The sequence below is a fragment of the Janthinobacterium sp. FW305-129 genome (assembly GCF_020858115.1).
In the GTDB taxonomy this organism is placed as follows: Bacteria; Pseudomonadota; Gammaproteobacteria; order Burkholderiales; family Burkholderiaceae_D; genus Janthinobacterium.
Window position 1 is genome coordinate 85,698 of record NZ_JACYMM010000013.1, and the last position, 15,930, is coordinate 101,627.

Annotated in this window: 15 protein-coding genes; 8 read left to right on the forward strand and 7 right to left on the reverse strand. The window is 62.1% G+C overall.

The window, feature by feature from the left end; all coding sequences use genetic code 11:
- Positions 1-40 precede the first annotated feature (40 nt).
- Complete coding sequence (locus IGS61_RS24035; RefSeq protein WP_010397505.1) at positions 41-817, forward strand: SDR family oxidoreductase; 777 nt, start codon at positions 41-43, stop codon at positions 815-817.
- Here the strand turns inward: IGS61_RS24035 and IGS61_RS24040 are convergent.
- Positions 814-1,380, reverse strand: a complete 567-nt coding sequence (locus IGS61_RS24040; RefSeq protein ID WP_070221561.1) for a LuxR C-terminal-related transcriptional regulator — start codon at positions 1,378-1,380, stop codon at positions 814-816. The two genes, IGS61_RS24035 and IGS61_RS24040, sit on opposite strands and share 4 nt — an antisense overlap.
- A gap of 147 nt (positions 1,381-1,527) precedes the next feature.
- Here IGS61_RS24040 and IGS61_RS24045 point away from each other — a divergent pair, with 147 nt between their 5' ends.
- Both IGS61_RS24045 and IGS61_RS24050 read left to right on the forward strand, forming a co-directional pair.
- Positions 1,528-2,229, forward strand: a complete 702-nt coding sequence (locus IGS61_RS24045) for a CoA transferase subunit A (RefSeq protein ID WP_230541918.1) — start codon at positions 1,528-1,530, stop codon at positions 2,227-2,229.
- 18 nt (positions 2,230-2,247) lie between these two features.
- Positions 2,248-2,898 carry a CoA transferase subunit B gene (locus tag IGS61_RS24050; protein WP_230541919.1) on the forward strand — a complete coding sequence of 217 codons (651 nt, stop codon included), beginning with the start codon at positions 2,248-2,250 and terminating at the stop codon, positions 2,896-2,898.
- A 50-nt stretch (positions 2,899-2,948) separates the two neighbouring features.
- Here the strand turns inward: IGS61_RS24050 and IGS61_RS24055 are convergent, their stop codons facing one another.
- Both IGS61_RS24055 and IGS61_RS24060 read right to left on the reverse strand, forming a co-directional pair.
- Positions 2,949-3,359 carry a DoxX family protein gene (locus tag IGS61_RS24055; protein WP_230541920.1) on the reverse strand — a complete coding sequence of 137 codons (411 nt, stop codon included), beginning with the start codon at positions 3,357-3,359 and terminating at the stop codon, positions 2,949-2,951.
- A gap of 234 nt (positions 3,360-3,593) precedes the next feature.
- On the reverse strand, positions 3,594-4,931 hold the full coding sequence (locus IGS61_RS24060) for a dicarboxylate/amino acid:cation symporter (protein ID WP_230541921.1): 1,338 nt from the start codon (positions 4,929-4,931) through the stop codon (positions 3,594-3,596).
- Between the two features lie 226 nt (positions 4,932-5,157).
- Here IGS61_RS24060 and IGS61_RS24065 point away from each other — a divergent pair, with 226 nt between their 5' ends.
- The 3 genes from IGS61_RS24065 to IGS61_RS24075 are packed head-to-tail and all read left to right on the forward strand — an operon-like array spanning position 5,158 to position 8,737.
- The gene (locus tag IGS61_RS24065) at positions 5,158-6,039 is read left to right on the forward strand and encodes an alpha/beta fold hydrolase (RefSeq protein ID WP_230541922.1); all 882 of its coding nucleotides are present in this window, start codon (positions 5,158-5,160) and stop codon (positions 6,037-6,039) included.
- A 54-nt stretch (positions 6,040-6,093) separates the two neighbouring features.
- Positions 6,094-6,444: a RidA family protein gene (locus IGS61_RS24070; protein ID WP_070221557.1), complete on the forward strand. Its 351-nt coding sequence runs from the start codon at positions 6,094-6,096 to the stop codon at positions 6,442-6,444.
- 40 nt (positions 6,445-6,484) lie between these two features.
- Positions 6,485-8,737, forward strand: coding sequence for a RelA/SpoT family protein (locus IGS61_RS24075; RefSeq protein ID WP_230541923.1), 2,253 nt, complete (start codon positions 6,485-6,487; stop codon positions 8,735-8,737).
- 137 nt (positions 8,738-8,874) lie between these two features.
- Here IGS61_RS24075 and IGS61_RS24080 read toward each other — a convergent pair whose 3' ends face one another.
- The 3 genes from IGS61_RS24080 to IGS61_RS24090 form a co-directional block, all read right to left on the reverse strand.
- Positions 8,875-9,816 (reverse strand): cation diffusion facilitator family transporter, encoded by a 942-nt coding sequence (locus tag IGS61_RS24080; RefSeq protein ID WP_230541924.1) that lies wholly within the window; start codon positions 9,814-9,816, stop codon positions 8,875-8,877.
- 116 nt (positions 9,817-9,932) lie between these two features.
- On the reverse strand, positions 9,933-10,808 hold the full coding sequence (locus IGS61_RS24085) for a pirin family protein (protein WP_230541925.1): 876 nt from the start codon (positions 10,806-10,808) through the stop codon (positions 9,933-9,935).
- A gap of 57 nt (positions 10,809-10,865) precedes the next feature.
- The gene (locus tag IGS61_RS24090; RefSeq protein WP_230541926.1) at positions 10,866-11,465 is read right to left on the reverse strand and encodes an FMN-dependent NADH-azoreductase; all 600 of its coding nucleotides are present in this window, start codon (positions 11,463-11,465) and stop codon (positions 10,866-10,868) included.
- 126 nt (positions 11,466-11,591) lie between these two features.
- On the opposite strand from IGS61_RS24090, the gene IGS61_RS24095 reads away from it, so the two are divergent.
- Positions 11,592-12,497, forward strand: a complete 906-nt coding sequence (locus IGS61_RS24095) for a LysR family transcriptional regulator (protein ID WP_099411149.1) — start codon at positions 11,592-11,594, stop codon at positions 12,495-12,497.
- Positions 12,498-12,514: 17 nt separating this feature from the next.
- Here IGS61_RS24095 and asd read toward each other — a convergent pair whose 3' ends face one another.
- Entirely contained in the window at positions 12,515-13,363 is an 849-nt protein-coding gene (gene asd, locus IGS61_RS24100) for an archaetidylserine decarboxylase (RefSeq protein ID WP_230541927.1), read from the reverse strand.
- A gap of 387 nt (positions 13,364-13,750) precedes the next feature.
- Between asd and IGS61_RS24105 the strand changes: the two genes are divergently transcribed.
- Complete coding sequence (locus IGS61_RS24105) at positions 13,751-15,823, forward strand: TonB-dependent receptor plug domain-containing protein (RefSeq protein ID WP_230541928.1); 2,073 nt, start codon at positions 13,751-13,753, stop codon at positions 15,821-15,823.
- Positions 15,824-15,930 lie beyond the last annotated feature (107 nt).

Consider the following 15,930-nt stretch of genomic DNA (forward strand, 5'->3'; position numbering starts at 1 on the left):
ACGGCGTAAAGTGTTATCTAAAATAAAACAGGAGCAGCTCGTGGGCATAGAAGTCAATTTCGAGGGCAAGATTGCCCTGATTACCGGCGCATCGAGCGGCCTTGGCGCGCGCTTTGCGAAAGTGCTGGCCCAGGCCGGCGCGCAGGTCGTGCTGGCGTCGCGCCGCACCGAACGGCTGAAGGAATTGCGCGCCGAAATCGAAGCGGACGGCGGCGCCGCGCACGTGGTGTCGCTCGACGTGACCGACTTTGCCAGCATCAAGTCGGCCATTGCGCATGCGGAAACGGAAGCCGGCCCCATCGATATCCTCGTCAACAATTCAGGTGTCTCCACCACGCAACGCCTGGTCGACGTCACGCCCGAGGATTACGCGTTCGTGATGGACACCAACCTGCGCGGTTCGTTCTTCGTGGCCCAGCAGACGGCCAAACGCATGATCGCGCGCGCCAAGGGCGACCCGAAGAAACAGCACCGCATCATCAATATCGCCTCGATGGCGGGTTTGCAGGTGCTGCCGCAGATCGGCGTGTACTGCATGAGCAAGGCGGGCATGGTGCACATGACGCGCGCCATGGCCGTGGAATGGGGTAAATATGGCATCAACACCAACGCCATCTGCCCCGGCTACATTTCCACGGAAATCAACGAAGATTATTTCGCCACCGAGCAGGGCAAGAAACTGATCGAAATGCTGCCGAACAAGCGTCCGGGCAAGCCGGAAGACCTCGATGGCCTGTTGCTGTTGCTGGCGGGCGAGGATTCGCATTTCATCAATGGCGCCATCATTTCCGCAGACGGTGGAATGAGTACCTTCTAGCGCTGCAGCTGCAAGCCCACCAGCTTGTGCACCAGCTCGGACGACGTCGAGGCGGCAAACTTGCGCATCAGCTTGGCGCGGTGCATTTCCACCGTGCGGGGGCTGAGGTCGATCTGGCGGGCGATGACCTTGCTGGTCTTGCCTTCCACCAGCAGGGCGGCGATTTCGCGCTCGCGCGGGGTCAGCTCCGCCGTCACGGGGCGTTTCTCGCTGACATCCTCGAACGTCCAGATGCCCGCTCCCAGCGGTTGGTTCGGCAGCATGGCGTGGCCCGTGACGTGGCACCAGAACAATTCTCCATTGCTGCGGCGCATGATGCGCTCGTCCGAATAGCGGCCCCTGGCATTCATGATGGGGATGATGCGGTCACCCGTGCGCAGGAATTCGTCGTGCGTGGGGTAGAGTACTTCGAAGGACTGGTCGTCGAGCTGGGCGCGCGCGTAGCCGAACATGGCTGCCAGCGCTTCGTTGCAGCTGCGCATGATGCGGTTTTCCGACATGCACATGCCCACGGGCGCGTGCAGGAAGATGCTTTCATAATCGATGGCTGACGCGGCGTTCATCTGATACGTATCACTCTCACAGGGGGATTGCAGGCACGGCGCCGGTAGTTCTACGGTATTGTACTTTCCACTCGCGTATTTTATGCTGAGTCGCTGCCTGAGTCATGGACTCAAGACCAAAGCTTAACAAAAGATAGAGGGACACTCATGAATAAAGTTTATCCTGACGCCGCCTCGGCGCTGGCCGGTATCGTCCAAGATGGCCAGACCATCGCCGTCGGCGGCTTCGGCCTGTGCGGCATTCCCGAAGCCCTGATCGGCGCCTTGCGCGATTCGGGCGTGACGGGCCTGACGGCCATTTCCAACAACGCCGGCGTGGATGGCTTCGGCCTGGGCCAGCTGCTCACCACGCGCCAGATCAAGAAAATGATCGCCTCCTACGTGGGTGAGAACAAGGAGTTCGCGCGCCAGTACCTGGCCGGCGAACTGGAACTGGAATTCACGCCGCAAGGCACCTTGGCCGAGAAACTGCGCGCCGGCGGCGCCGGCATCCCCGCCTTCTTCACCAAGACGGGCGTGGGCACCATCGTTGCCGACGGCAAGGAAATCCGCGAATTCGACGGCGAACAATACGTGATGGAACGCAGCCTCGTGGCCGACGTGGCGCTCGTCAAAGCCTACATGGCCGACCGCGCCGGCAACCTGATCTATCGCAAGACGGCGCGCAATTTCAACCCGAACGTGGCCATGGCCGGCAAGATCACCATCGTCGAAGTGGAAAAACTGGTCGAAGTGGGCGAGATCGACCCGGACCAGGTGCATACGCCGAGCATCTTCGTGCACCGCATCGTGGTCAACGCGAACCCGGAAAAACGCATCGAGCAGCGCACCGTGCGCACTGAAGCATAAAAGAATACGGAGATTATTATGGCTTGGACACGTGACGAAATGGCCGCGCGCGCGGCAAAGGAATTGCAGGATGGCTTTTATGTGAACCTGGGCATCGGCTTGCCGACCCTGGTGGCCAACTATGTGCCGGACAACATGGAAGTATTCCTGCAGTCGGAAAACGGCTTGCTGGGCATCGGCCCGTTTCCCACCGAGGATGAGGTCGATGCCGACCTGATCAACGCGGGCAAGCAGACGGTGACGGCCTTGCCCGGCGCCGCCTACTTCAGCTCGGCCGATTCGTTCGGTATGATTCGTGGCGGCAAGATCAACCTGGCCATCCTGGGCGCCATGCAAGTGTCGGAAAAGGGCGACCTGGCGAACTGGATGATTCCAGGCAAGATGGTCAAGGGCATGGGCGGCGCGATGGATCTCGTCGCCGGCGTCAAGCGCGTCGTCGTGCTGATGGAACACGTGGCCACGGCCAAGGATGGCACGACGTCGCACAAGCTGCTGAAACAATGCGACTTGCCGCTGACGGGCGTGGGCGTGGTCGACGTCATCATCAGCGACCTGGGCGTCATCGACGTGACGGAAAACGGTTTGAAACTGGTGGAACTGGCGCCGGGCGTGACCAAGGAACAGGTGCAGGCGGCCACGGGCGCTGAGCTGGACGTTTCCGCCGTATAAACGGTTTGTAGTCTGAAATAGAAGGGCGGACAGCGATGTCCGCCCTTTTTTTATGCGCCCGCCTTGCCGCGCAAGCCGTCGAGGCTGTAGGCGCCGGCGCCCGCTGCCGCGAAGTACAGGAAGGTGAAACAGTACATCACGGCCATTTCGCCGCCGTTCAGGATCGGCAAAAAGCCGGCCGGCGCATGCGCGATGAAATAGGCGGCCGCCATCTGGCCCGACAGGATGAAGGCGACGGGGCGCGTGAACAGGCCGAGCAGCAGCAGGGTGCCGCCCACCAGCTCGATGACGCCGGCCGCGCCCATCAGGGAAAACAGTTGCAAGCCGTCGAACATGGCCACGTGCGGCGCGCCGAACAGCTTGGCCGTGCCGTGCTGCAGGAAGAGGAAACCGAGGATGATGCGAAGCAGGCCCAGCAAACGTGGGGACCAGGTGGCGTAGAGTGCGGGCGAGAGGGACATGGGTTACTCCATTCAAAGGTGGATGGTTCGGTGTCAGGCTTGCATTAACGCAATGTCATTATGCGGGAGCCTGGCGGCGAACAGTAAGCAGTACTGTAATGGTTTTGCATTCATTGATCATCATGATAAATATTGATGGATGATTTACTGTGGGTTGATGATGCGTTAAAACCCGCGCGCAATGAAAAAAGCCCCGCGGATCGCTCCGCAGGGCTTTTCAATGTTGAGTACCGTTTACTTGACGATGTTGACGCTCGGCGCAACGTAGGCGTCCTCGGTCGGGTGGGTGGGATGGGCCAGCTCGCTGTGCAGCTTGTCCATGTCCAGTTCTTTTTCCCATTTCGATACGACGATGGTGGCCACGCCGTTACCGACGAAGTTGGTCAGCGCGCGGCATTCGCTCATGAAGCGGTCGATGCCCAGGATCAGCGCCATGCCGGCCACGGGAATCGTCGGCACCACGGCCAGGGTGGCGGCCAGGGTGATGAAGCCGGCGCCCGTGATGCCGGACGCGCCTTTCGATGTCAGCATCGCCACGCCCAGGATGGTGAGCTCTTGCCAGATCGTCAGGTCCGTGTTGGTGGCTTGCGCCACGAACAGGGCGGCCATGGTCATGTAGATATTGGTGCCGTCCAGGTTGAACGAGTAACCGGTCGGTACGACCAGGCCGACGACTGGCTTGGAGCAGCCCAGGCGCTCGAGTTTCTTCATCAGGGCCGGCAGCGCCGATTCCGACGAGCTCGTGCCCAGCACGATCAGCAGTTCTTCCTTGATGTACAGCAAGAAGCGGCCGATGGAGAAGCCCGTGTACTTGGCGATCAGGCCCAGCACGACGAAGACGAACAGGAAGCAGGTCAGGTAGAACGAACCCATCAGTTTAGCCAGCGGGATCAGCGAAGCCAGGCCGTATTTACCGATGGTAAAGGCCATTGCGCCGAACGCGCCGATCGGAGCGACTTTCATGATGATGTTGACCATGCCGAAGATGGCATGCGACAGCTCGTCGATCAGCTTGGTGACGGGACGGCCGCGCTCGCCCAGCAGGGACAGCGAAAAGCCGAACAGGATGGCGATCAACAGCACTTGCAGGATGTCGCCCTTGGCGAAGGCGTCGACGAAGGTCTTCGGGATGATGTTCATCAGGAAGTCGACGGTGCTCATGCCTTCGGCGTGCGTGTATTGCGCGATCGACTTGGCATCGAGGTGGGCCGGATCGGCGTTGAAGCCGGCGCCCGGTTTCAGGATGTTCGCAACCAGCAAGCCGATGGCCAGCGCGAAGGTGGAGACCACTTCGAAGTACAGCAGCGCCTTGCCGCCCACGCGGCCGATCTTCTTGACGTCCTGCATGCCGGCGATGCCGGAGACCACGGTACAGAAGATCACGGGGGCGATGATCATCTTGATCAGTTTGATAAAGCCGTCGCCCAGCGGTTTCATGTCGACGGCGTTCGATGGGTAGAACACCCCCAGCAGCACGCCAGCCACGATGGCGAACAGCACCTGCACGTACAGGATTTTATAGAATGGTTTTTTCACGAGCGGTCTCCTCTTGCGGGTTGATGCTGCGATCATCCGCCCATTGCCGGGCCGGCTCAATTGTGGATAACCGCAGATATGCAGTTTCGCTATATCGGGTATTGCGCCATGGCGAGCGTGCCAGTGCAATGCTGCGGCGCAGCATTTCAGCCGCGCGCTTGGAGCATTGCCCGCGCTGCGCTACACTGCCGTAGCGTCGCGCGCGGGACATCCCTTGGCAGGCAGAAAGCGGTGCTCTTTTTATATCGAATAAGGAAATCGAATGATCGAAGCGAGCATCAAATCCGTCCAGTGCATCTCCCCCGCAGGCCTGCACACCATGTCGTACAAGGAGTGGGGCGCACCCGACAATCCGAACGTGCTCGTCTGCGCCCATGGCGTGACGCGCGTGGCGGACGACTTCGACAACCTGGCGCGCGCCATGGCCAGCGATTACCGCGTGATCTGCCCCGACGTGGTGGGGCGCGGGCGCTCGGGCTGGCTGGCCAACCCCCAGTTTTACCGCGTGCCGCAATATGTGAGCGACATGGTGACGCTGCTGGCGCGCGTGCTGGCCAACGGCGAGCGCCAGACGGTGGACTGGTTCGGCACCTCGATGGGCGGCTTGATTGGCCTGGGCCTGGCTTCGTTGCCCAACAGCCCGATCAGCAAGCTGGTCCTGAACGATATCGGCCCGACCCTGGCGCCGGAAGCCTTGCAGCGCATCGGCGACTACATCGGCCAGGACTTGCGTTTCGAAACCTTCGAGCAGGGCGCCAAATTTGTGCGTGACGTGTCCGCCAGCTTCGGCCCGCACACGGATGCGGAATGGCATAAACTGGCGGTGGATGTGTTGCGGCAAGACAAGGATGGCCATTGGCGCCGCCACTATGATATGGGACTGGCTATGCCGTTCCGCTCGGCAACGCCGGAATCGGCGGCCAGCGACGAAGCCATGCTGTGGGCCGCGTATGATGCCGTGCGCTGCCCCACCTTGCTGGTGCGCGGCTCGGAATCCGATCTGCTGTCGCACGCGACGGCGCAGATCATGCTGGGCCGTGGGCCGAAGGCGGAACTGGTGGAAATCGAAGGCGTGGGCCATGCGCCCACTTTCGTTCACGACGACCAGATCGCCATCGCGCGCAAGTTTTTGCTGGGCAAGTAATCACATATCAAGCGATACCGCTGTACAGATTTTGAAACAACCGAAAGAAGAAGCATGGAAATTACACGATTGCACGTAGGCAAACGCCTCTCCGAAGTAGCGATACACAACAACACCATCTACCTGGCGGGCCAGATCGCGGAAGACACCACCCAGGGCATCGTCGGCCAGACGCGCGAAGTGCTGGGCCACGTCGACCGTTTGCTGATGGAAGCGGGCAGCGACAAGACCTGCATCCTGTCGTGCCAGATCTACATCGCCGACATGAAGGATTTCGACGGCATGAATGAAGTGTGGGACGACTGGGTCGCCTCCGGCCACACGCCGCCGCGCGCCACGGTGGAAGCGAAACTGGCCAATCCGGCTTGCCTGGTGGAAATTGTCATCATCGCTGCAGAACGCTAAGTTATTCAGTTATTGAGTTGTTAAGTTTATAAGGTATCACATGGTTTCCATCTCGGCCCCGAATAGCGCCACCTCGGAACAACTGGTAGAGGGCTTGAGTGCGCCGGACAGCGCGCGCGTGCTGGATGCGCTCGCGTATGCCACCGCGGCGTATGGCGACAAGCAGACCTTTGCCGGCCGCTCCGCGCTGGAGTTCGCCATCGGCGTGGCCACCACCCTGGCGTTCCTGCGCAGCGATGCGGAAACACGCATCGCCGGCCTGATGTTCGAGCTGACCTTGCTGGAACCGGACACGGCGGCCGACATCGAACCGCGCTTCGGCAAGCAGGTGTGCGACCTGGCAACAGGCGTGCGCCAGCTGATCCGTTTGCGCGCGCTGACCCAGGCGCAGCACGGCGGCGCTGGAGGTCGCGGCAAGAATGCGGCGCAGCAAGCCGTGGCCCAGGTGGAAACCTTGCGCAAGATGCTGCTGGCGATGGCGTCCGACATGCGTGTCGTGCTGGTGCGCCTGGCCGCCTGCGTGACGACCTTGCGTTACTTTGCCGACTTGAAGCTGTTCAATGAAATGACGCGCGAATACGGCAAGGAAACCCTGGATTTGTACGCGCCGCTGGCCAACCGCCTCGGCATCTGGCAATTGAAGTGGGAACTGGAAGATTTGTCGTTCCGCTTCATCGAACCGGAAGCGTATAAACGCATCGCCAAGATGCTGGAAGAAAAGCGCATGATGCGCGAGGGCTTCGTGTCCTCGGCGATTTTGCGCCTGCAGACGGAACTGGCTTCGGCCGGTATCCAGGCGGAAGTATTTGGCCGCCCGAAACACATTTACAGCATCTGGAACAAGATGCGCGGCAAGGAGCTGGACTTTACGGCCCTGTACGACGTGCGCGCCTTCCGCGTCATCGTTGCCGACGTGAAAACTTGCTACACGGTGCTGGGCGTGGTCCACAATATCTGGACCCCCATCCCGAAAGAATTCGACGATTACATTTCGCGCCCGAAACCGAACGGTTACCAGTCGCTGCACACGGTGGTGACGGCCGAGGATGGCCGCCCGCTGGAAGTGCAAATCCGCACGAATGAAATGCACAGCTTTGCCGAATACGGCGTGGCTGCGCACTGGCGCTACAAGGAAGAGGGCGGCTCGAACTTTGCCGGCCAGAAATACGACGAAAAGATCGCCTGGCTGCGCCAGTTGCTGGCGTGGAAAACGGAAGTGGCCGACGCCGTCGTGGGCCAGGAAGAAATCCAGCGCGAATGGGTGGAAAAGCTGAAATCGGCCACCCTGGACGACCGCATCTTCGTCATGACGCCGCAGGCGCGCGTGCTGGAATTGCCCGTGGGCGCCACGCCCGTCGATTTTGCGTACCACCTGCACACGGACGTGGGCCATCGCTGCCGCGGCGCCAAGGTCGACGGCATCATGGTGCCCCTGAATACGCAATTGAAGAACGGCCAGACCTGCGAAATCATCACGGCCAAGGGTGCACCGGGCACGGCCGGGCCGTCGCGCGACTGGCTCAGCGCCGGCTATGCCGTCAGCACGCGCACGCGCTCGAAAATCCGCGCCTGGTTCCACGCCATCGACATGCAGGAAACCCTGGCCCACGGCCGCGCGCTGGTGGAAAAGTCGCTGCAGCGCGAAGGCAAGACGGCCGTCAACCTCGAAGCGCTGGCACAAAAGCTGGGCTTTGCGAAAGTTGACGAACTTTTCTTGTCTGTCGGCAAGGATGAATTCAGTCTGCGCCACGTGGAGCAGGCGCTGCACGACAATGGCGAAGTGGTGGTGCCGGAAGACGCCGTGCTGGTGGGCAAGAGCCGCGCTTCCAGCGTGGAACAGGGCGCCAAGTCCGGCGTGCTGGTGGTCGGTACCGAGGGCTTGATGACGGTGCTGGCCAAGTGCTGCAAGCCGGCGCCGCCGGACAGCATCGTCGGCTTTGTGACGCGCGGCAAGGGCGTCTCCATCCACCGCGCCACGTGTAAAAACTTCGAGGAAATGCGCGCCAAGTCGCCCGAACGCGTGATTTTTACCGAGTGGGGCAGCACGGGCGGCCACGACACCGTGTATCCGGTCGACATTTTTATCCTGGCTGGCGACCGCCAGGGCTTGCTGCGCGACATCTCCGAAATCTTTTCGCGAGAGAAGATCAACGTGATCGGCGTCAACACCCAAAGCGCCAAGGGCCAGGCCCGCATGACGTTTACGGCCGAGATCAGCTCGACGGCGCAGTTGTTAAAAGCCTTGAATGTGATCAAGGATGTGAGTGGCGTGCTGGAGGCCCGTCGCAGCTAGCGCTTTTGGGGGGTGTCCAGAGTAACAACACCTGATAAAACCGTAGCGAGCGTCAGTGATTTGTGGCCGAGAAGCGCAACCGTGCTGAAGCACGGTGAGCATCGCCGGCCGCAAAGCGCGACGCGCAGTAGGTTTGATCAGGTGTTTTCGTGCAAGCCCGCCATCGTGGCCGTCTCCGGCTGCAGGGTGATGTGGTCGATGCCATGCTTGGCCAGCAGCATCTTCTTGATCGCGCGCAATACCTTTGGCCAATGGTCGAGGTGCTCGATCTCCACGTGGCCGATCAGGGCCGGCTGGCCCGGCGACATGTCCCACACATGCAGATCGTGCACGGCGATCACGCCGTCCACTTGCTCCACGTCCGCGCCCACTTCGATGTAGTCGATATGCAGGGGCACGCCTTCCATCAGGAAGTGGTAAGACTCCTTCAAGACCCCGAAGGTGGATTTCAGGATCAGCAGCGATACCAGCACGGACAGCAGCGGGTCGATCTGCATCCAGCCCGTAAAGTAAATCACGGCGCCCGCGACGATGGCGGCGACGGAGCCGAGCAAATCGCCCATCACGTGCACGAGGGCGGCGCGCGTATTCACGCTTTGCTTGTCCTTGGACAATACCCACGCCACCACCACGTTGATCGCCAGGCCGATGAAGGCGACGATGAAGACCATGCCGCCCTTGACGGGTTGCGGGGCGGAAAAACGCAGCACGGCTTCATAGCAGATCCAGCCCACCACGCACAGCATGGCCAGGCCGTTGACGAAGGCGGCCAGCGCCTCGGCGCGGCCGAAGCCGAATGAGTGGCGCGGCGAGGGCGGGCGGCGCGCGATCAGTTGCGCCAGCAGGGCCAGGCCCAGCGCGGCCGCGTCCGTGACCATGTGGCCCGCGTCGGAAATCAGCGCAAGCGAATTGGAAAGGAAGCCGGCCGCCACCTCGATGCCGGCAAACGACAGGGTCAGCCCCAGCGCCCACGCAAGGATGCTCTGGCTGCGCCCCTCGAACGAGTGTGTGTGCTTGGCGTCGCCCTTCAGGTGGGCGTGCAAATGGGTGGCGTCGTGATCGGTGTGCGTCGGCTGCATGGAATGCTTTGTGGAATGAGGTTGCCGTCAGTGTAATTGAAAAGCAACAACATAGGCGGCACGACAAAAAACCTGCAGGCCCGGAGGCGCTGCAGGTTTTTGCTGGTACACGTCAGTTACTGCGCGGCAGTCTCGCCAAACTTGCCTTCGCGGAAATCCTGTACGGCCTGGAATACTTCCGCCTGGGTATTCATGACAAACGGGCCATACTGCGCGATGGGCTCGTTCAAGGGCTGGCCGGCGACGAGGATCACGCGGCCGCCTTCCGGTGCTTCGATGCGCACGCCGTCGCTGCCTGGCGTATTGGCGAAGATGGCCATGCGCAGGGCGGGCACGGCCTTGCCGTCCACCTGCACCTCGCCACGGAAGGTGTACAGGAAGGCGTTATGGCCTGGCGGCAAGGGCTGCTCGAAGCTGCTGCCTGCCGGCAAGTCGATATCGAGATACAGCGGTTCCGTCAGCTCGCGCTGCACGGCGCCCTTCACGCCATGGCTGGTCCCCGCGATCACTTGCACGGCCACGCCCGCGTCCGTCGTGTAGCGGGGAATTTCGCTGCTCGTGAAATCGCGGTACCACGGCGTGCGCATCTTGTCGCGCGCGGGCAGGTTCAGCCACAGCTGAAAACCTTCCATTACGCCTTCTTCCTGCTCCGGCATTTCCGAGTGGATCACGCCGCTGCCGGCCGTCATCCATTGCACGCCGCCCGAGGTCAGCAAGCCTTCGTGGCCCGCGCTGTCCTTGTGGCGCATGCGCCCCGTGATCATGTACGAGACCGTCTCGAAACCGCGGTGCGGGTGTTCGGGGAAGCCGGCGATATAGTCGTTCGGCTTGTCGCTGGCAAAGTTGTCGAGCATCAAAAACGGGTCAAGGCGGCGCTGCAGCTGCTGCGTCAATACGCGGTTGATCTTCACGCCGGCGCCATCCATGACGGCCTGGCCGGCGATCACGCGCTCGACGGCGCGCGGTTTGTTGACGGTGGTGATGTCGCTCATTGTTCTCTCCTCTAGGCCAGGACGGCGCCAGTGCGCCGCCCCTTTCACTGCTGGGAATTACACCAGGATCGCGTTGATCTCGGCATCGGCTTGCGCCTGCGCCTTGGCCACGGCTTCCGGACCCATGCCCATGCCTTCCGAATACACGTATTGCACGTCGGTCATGCCCAGGAAGCCGAACATGGTGTTCAGGTAGGGCACCTGGCTGTCGTTGGCGCTGTCGCGGTGCAAGCCGCCGCGGGACAGGCCCACGTAGACTTTCTTGCCGGTCAAGAGGCCAACCGGGCCGTTTTCCGTGTACTTGAAGGTGACGTTGGCGCGGGCAATCGCGTCGAACCAGCTTTTCAGCTGCACGGTGATGCCGAAGTTGTACATGGGCGCGCCGATGACGATGACGTCGGCGGCCTGCACTTGCGCAATCAGCGCGTCGTCGAGGGCGATGCGCGCCGCCTGTTCCGGCGTACGCTTGTCGGCCGGGGTGAACAGCGCTTGCAGGGTCGGCTCGTCGAGCACGGGGTGCGGCTGGGCAGCCAGGTCGCGGCGCGCCACGGTGGCGCCAGGGTTGGCGGCTTGCACGCGGGCAACGATGGCGTCAGCCAGGCGGGTCGAGGCGGAACCGGTGCTGCGGGCGCTGGAATTGATTTGCAGGATGTTCATCTTGTTTTCTCCGTTGTGAGGTGTCTTGCGATGGATGAACTATAGCAATTCCAAAATTGATGCGGAAGCCGTTAAAATGGATAACATTAATCCACTCATGGAACAATTGAGTTTACAGGTAAATATATGGATATCGATCCCGGAGATTTGCTGCTGTTCGCGCGCGTCGTCGAGTGCGGCAGTTTTTCGCGCGCTGCCGTGCGCGTGGACTTGCCCAAGTCGACCCTGTCGCGCCGCATCTCGCAGCTGGAAGCGAAGCTGGGCGAACGGCTGCTGCTGCGCACTACGCGCAAACTGGCGCTAACGGAGTTTGGCGCCAGCCTGCTTGAGCACGCGCGCAAGGTGGTCGAGGAAACGGAAGCGGCCGGCGCGCTGGCCCAGCACCGCCAGGCGGGACCCAGCGGCTTGCTGCGCATTTCCATGCCGGCCGACTTCGGCGACGCGCTGATGCGCCAGGTGCTGGCCGAATTCGTGCGCCGCTATCCGGCCATTTCGCTGGAACTGGACTTGTCGGCGCGCCGCGTGGATTTGCTGGAAGAAAATTTCGACCTGGCCATCCGCATGGGCAACTTGCCCGACGATGCCAGCCTGGCGGCGCGCCGCGTGGCCTTCAGCACCCTGGCGCTGTACGCCTCGCCGCAATACACGAGCGTGCACGGCTTGCCCGAGCATCCCGACGATTTATATGGCCATGATCTGCTCAGCTTGCCACGGGCCGTGCATGGCCTCGTGCACTGGACTTTGATCCGCGGCAAGACGACGTGGGAGCGCGACTTGCCCGTGCGCCTGCTGGCGAACTCGCCGGAATTGCTGGTGCGCATGGCTTGCACGGGCGTGGGCATCGCGGCCAGCACGGACCGCTTTGCCAAGGCGTATGTGGCGACGGGGGAACTGGTGCGCGTGCTGCCGGAATGGAGTTTCCCGCTGGTCACGGGCTGGGCCGTGTTTCCCGGCCGGCGCCTGATGCCGGCCAAGACGCGGGCTTTCCTGGACTTGATGGAAGAGATGTACCGCACGGATGCGCCCGTGTAGGCGCGCATCCTGTTGGCTTACCTGGGCACGTTGCCCATGACCTCGCCCAGCTGCACGGGGCCGGCCGGTTGCCAGTTGGCGTTGAATTGCACGGTGTCTTTCGGGAACAGCATCACGACGGTGGAACCGAGCAGGAAGCGGCCCAGCTCTTCGCCCTGTTTCAGCACCACATTGTCGTTGGCATAGCTCCAGTCGCGGATCTCGCCCGTGCGGGGCGGGTTGACGAGGCCGTGCCAGACGGTGGCCATGCTGCCGACGATGGTGGCGCCCACCAGGGTCATGACGAAGGGGCCGTTGGCCGTGTCGAACACGCAGACGACGCGCTCGTTGCGGGCGAACAGGCCGGGAATGCCGCGCGCCGTCGTCGGATTGACGGAAAATAGTTCACCGGGAACATAAATCATGCGCGTCAAGCGGCCGTCGCAGGGCATGTGGATGCGGTGGTAGTCGCGCGGGCTCAGGTACAGGTTGGCGAAGCTGCCGTATTCGAACTGCGCCGCCAGGGCTGCATCGCCGCCCACCAGGGCCGTGGTGCTGAAGTTGTGGCCCTTGGCCTGGAAGATCTGGTCCTTGTCGATCGCGCCGAACTGGCTGATGCGGCCATCGACGGGGCAGACGTAGTCGGCCTTGGCCAGCGGCCGCGCGTCGGGGCGCAGCGCGCGCGTGAAAAAGGCGTTGAAGCTGGCGTAGTGCGTGATGTCCGGGTCCAGCGCCTCATCCATGTTGACGTTGTAGCGGCCGACGAACCAGCGGATCAAACGCGTCGTCATGGCGCCGCCCTTGGCGCCGGCGATGCGTCCGGCAAAGTTGGTCAACGCCCCCTTGGGCAGCAGATATTGAGGCAAAACGGCAAGACGGTCAGACACGATGGGAAGCCTTTGACGGGGTGATCGGAATAATGGCGAAAACGCATTATAGCGGCGATGTGGTGCGCAATGATATGCGCCGTATGCAAGGGTGCGTATCGCAGTCTGCCACCGAATTTAATTTGCCATAGGAAATATTTTCAGGAAACTGTGCCACTCGGAAAAAATTACAGCACAATACAGCGGCCTGTTTTTTAGCTTTTAGCCATTTTTATTCAGCCAACTTTTTTCAGCCAGGTCATGATGCCACGCCGTTGCCTCCGCCTTACCGTTGTTTGTTCAGCTGTCCTGTTTGCCTGGAATGCCCAGGCCCAGCAATCCGAAACGCGCGCCGCCACCGACCCTGCCGGCGCGCCGCTGAAGGTTGAAAAGCCCGCCGCGCCCGCCATGCAAACCGTGGAGGTCAAGGGCAGCGGCTACGATCCGCGCCGCGACGATACGGCCAGCAAGATGGTCGTGAGCAGCGAAGAAATCCTCAAGTATGGCGACAGCAATGTCACCGACGTGCTCAAGCGCCTGCCCGGCATTACCGTGTCCGGCGCGGCCGGGCGCACGGGCGGCGAAATCCGCATGCGCGGGCTGGGCAGCGGCTACACGCAGATATTGCTCAATGGCGAGCGGGCGCCGGCCGGTTTTTCGCTCGACACCCTGTCGCCCGACGTCATCGAGCGCATCGAGATTTTGCACGCGGCCAGTGCCGAATACAGCACGCAGTCGATTGCCGGCACCATCAACGTGGTGCTGAAAAAGGCCGTCAAGACGGCGCAGCGCGAACTCAAGCTGGGCGTGCAGGGCAGCGACGTGAGTTTTTCGCCTAGCGTAAACCTGCAACTGTCCGACCGCGACGGCAATTTCTCGTATTCGCTGGCCGCTTCGCTGTTCCGCTACGATTATCATTACGACAATCCCGGACTGGAACTGGGCTACGCGCCCGATGGCCGGCAAAACCTGCTGCGCCGCACGAATGGCACGGGCGATGGCCGTCCGGAAGGCATCAATCTGTCGCCGCGCCTGAACTGGGTGCTGGCCAACGGCGACAACGTGACGGCGCAATTCTTTTTCAATGGCGGGCGCTCGAACCACCGCAATTTCAGCCGCGCGGAAACAGAACTGGGCTTGCGCCCCGATTACGACACGAATACGGGCAGTTCCAGCAACCACAACGCCTTTGGCCGCAGCGACCTGACGTGGATGCACAAGCTGGCCGGCGGCGCCAAACTGGAACTGAAGATCGGCGCCTCGGCCGCCCGCAATACGTCCGACAGCCTGCAGCAGGGCTTTATCGACGGCAGCGGCCTGGCGCTCGAGCGCAAGGTGGGCGTGAAGGCGACGGAAAACGGCGTCAGTTCCACCGGCAAGTATTCCGCGCCCTTGCTGCCCGGCCATGCCCTGTCGATGGGCTGGGATGGCGCCTACACGGAGCGCGAGGAAACGCGCCGCCAGCGCGAAGCGGCCCTGGGCGTGCGTCCGCTCGTCAACAGCGACGAGGGTTTCGACGCCACCATCCAGCGCCTGGCCCTGTTCGTGCAGGACGACTGGGAAATCACGCCGCGCTGGTCGATGTATGCGGGCGTGCGCTGGGAAGGGATCGATACGCGCAGCGCGGGCGATACCTATGACGAAGTGAATCAGCGCACCAGCGTGTGGAGCCCGCTGCTGCAAACCCTGTGGAAGTTGCCAGATACCAAGGGCGACCAGGTGCGCCTGGCCCTGACGCGCACCTACAAGGCGCAACCCACGTCGAGCCTGATTCCGCGCCGCAATACCTCGACCAACAATAGCCAGACGGACCCCGACCGCGAAGGCAATCCCTACCTGAAACCGGAGCTGGCGCTCGGTATCGACGCTTCCTACGAGCATTACTGGGCCGAAGGCGCCTTGCTCAGCGCGCGCGCCTCGGCCCGCCGCATCGACGGCTATACGCGCCAGGGCTTGCTGTTTATCAATGACCGCTGGGTATCGACGCCCGTCAACGATGGCCGCGCGAATACGCAGACACTGGAACTGGAAGCGAAGTTCCCGCTGCGCGCCGTGCTGGCCGCGCCCGTGCCGGCCATCGACCTGCGCGCCAGCGTCAGCCGCAACTGGTCGCAAGTGGAGCAGGTGCCGGGGCCAAACAACCGGCTCGACCAGCAAACGCCCGTCAGCGGCAATTTCGGTCTCGACTACAAGACGCCGGACGGCGTCTTGACCACGGGCGGCAGCTTCAATTTCCGCAATGGCGGCCCCGTGCGCATCACCGAGCGCCAGAGCGCCTACACGTCGCCGCGGCGAGACCTCGACATTTATGCGCTGTGGAAATTCGATGCGAAGAACCAGCTGCGCCTGGCCGTGTCCAACTTGCTGGCGCAAGACTTCGAAAACACCACCACGTATGCGGACGCCAGCGGCACCATCGTGCGCAACAGCATTTCGCCGAGCTCGCCGCAGGCGCGCGCGACCCTGGAAATGAAGTTCTGATCGTGCTGTTTTCGCGGTGAAACCCCGGCCGGCATCCCCGCTGGCCTATAATCTCGGCAATCGCGCGCACGGCCAGCCCGTGCGCGCCGCCTTTTACTTTGCCAAGA

Excerpts from the sequence above, each read along its gene's own strand:
- IGS61_RS24105 (WP_230541928.1), top strand. The coding sequence starts at position 13,751 with ATGCAAACCGTGGAGGTCAAGGGCAGCGGCTACGATCCGCGCCGCGAC.
- IGS61_RS24050 (WP_230541919.1), top strand. The coding sequence starts at position 2,248 with ATGGCTTGGACACGTGACGAAATGGCCGCGCGCGCGGCAAAGGAATTG.
- IGS61_RS24045 (WP_230541918.1), top strand. The coding sequence starts at position 1,528 with ATGAATAAAGTTTATCCTGACGCCGCCTCGGCGCTGGCCGGTATCGTC.
- IGS61_RS24080 (WP_230541924.1), bottom strand. The coding sequence starts at position 9,816 with ATGCAGCCGACGCACACCGATCACGACGCCACCCATTTGCACGCCCAC.
- IGS61_RS24075 (WP_230541923.1), top strand. The coding sequence starts at position 6,485 with ATGGTTTCCATCTCGGCCCCGAATAGCGCCACCTCGGAACAACTGGTA.
- IGS61_RS24040 (WP_070221561.1), bottom strand. The coding sequence starts at position 1,380 with ATGAACGCCGCGTCAGCCATCGATTATGAAAGCATCTTCCTGCACGCG.
- IGS61_RS24060 (WP_230541921.1), bottom strand. The coding sequence starts at position 4,931 with ATGATCGCAGCATCAACCCGCAAGAGGAGACCGCTCGTGAAAAAACCA.
- IGS61_RS24070 (WP_070221557.1), top strand. The coding sequence starts at position 6,094 with ATGGAAATTACACGATTGCACGTAGGCAAACGCCTCTCCGAAGTAGCG.
- IGS61_RS24055 (WP_230541920.1), bottom strand. The coding sequence starts at position 3,359 with ATGTCCCTCTCGCCCGCACTCTACGCCACCTGGTCCCCACGTTTGCTG.
- IGS61_RS24090 (WP_230541926.1), bottom strand. The coding sequence starts at position 11,465 with ATGAACATCCTGCAAATCAATTCCAGCGCCCGCAGCACCGGTTCCGCC.
- IGS61_RS24085 (WP_230541925.1), bottom strand. The coding sequence starts at position 10,808 with ATGAGCGACATCACCACCGTCAACAAACCGCGCGCCGTCGAGCGCGTG.
- IGS61_RS24065 (WP_230541922.1), top strand. The coding sequence starts at position 5,158 with ATGATCGAAGCGAGCATCAAATCCGTCCAGTGCATCTCCCCCGCAGGC.
- IGS61_RS24095 (WP_099411149.1), top strand. The coding sequence starts at position 11,592 with ATGGATATCGATCCCGGAGATTTGCTGCTGTTCGCGCGCGTCGTCGAG.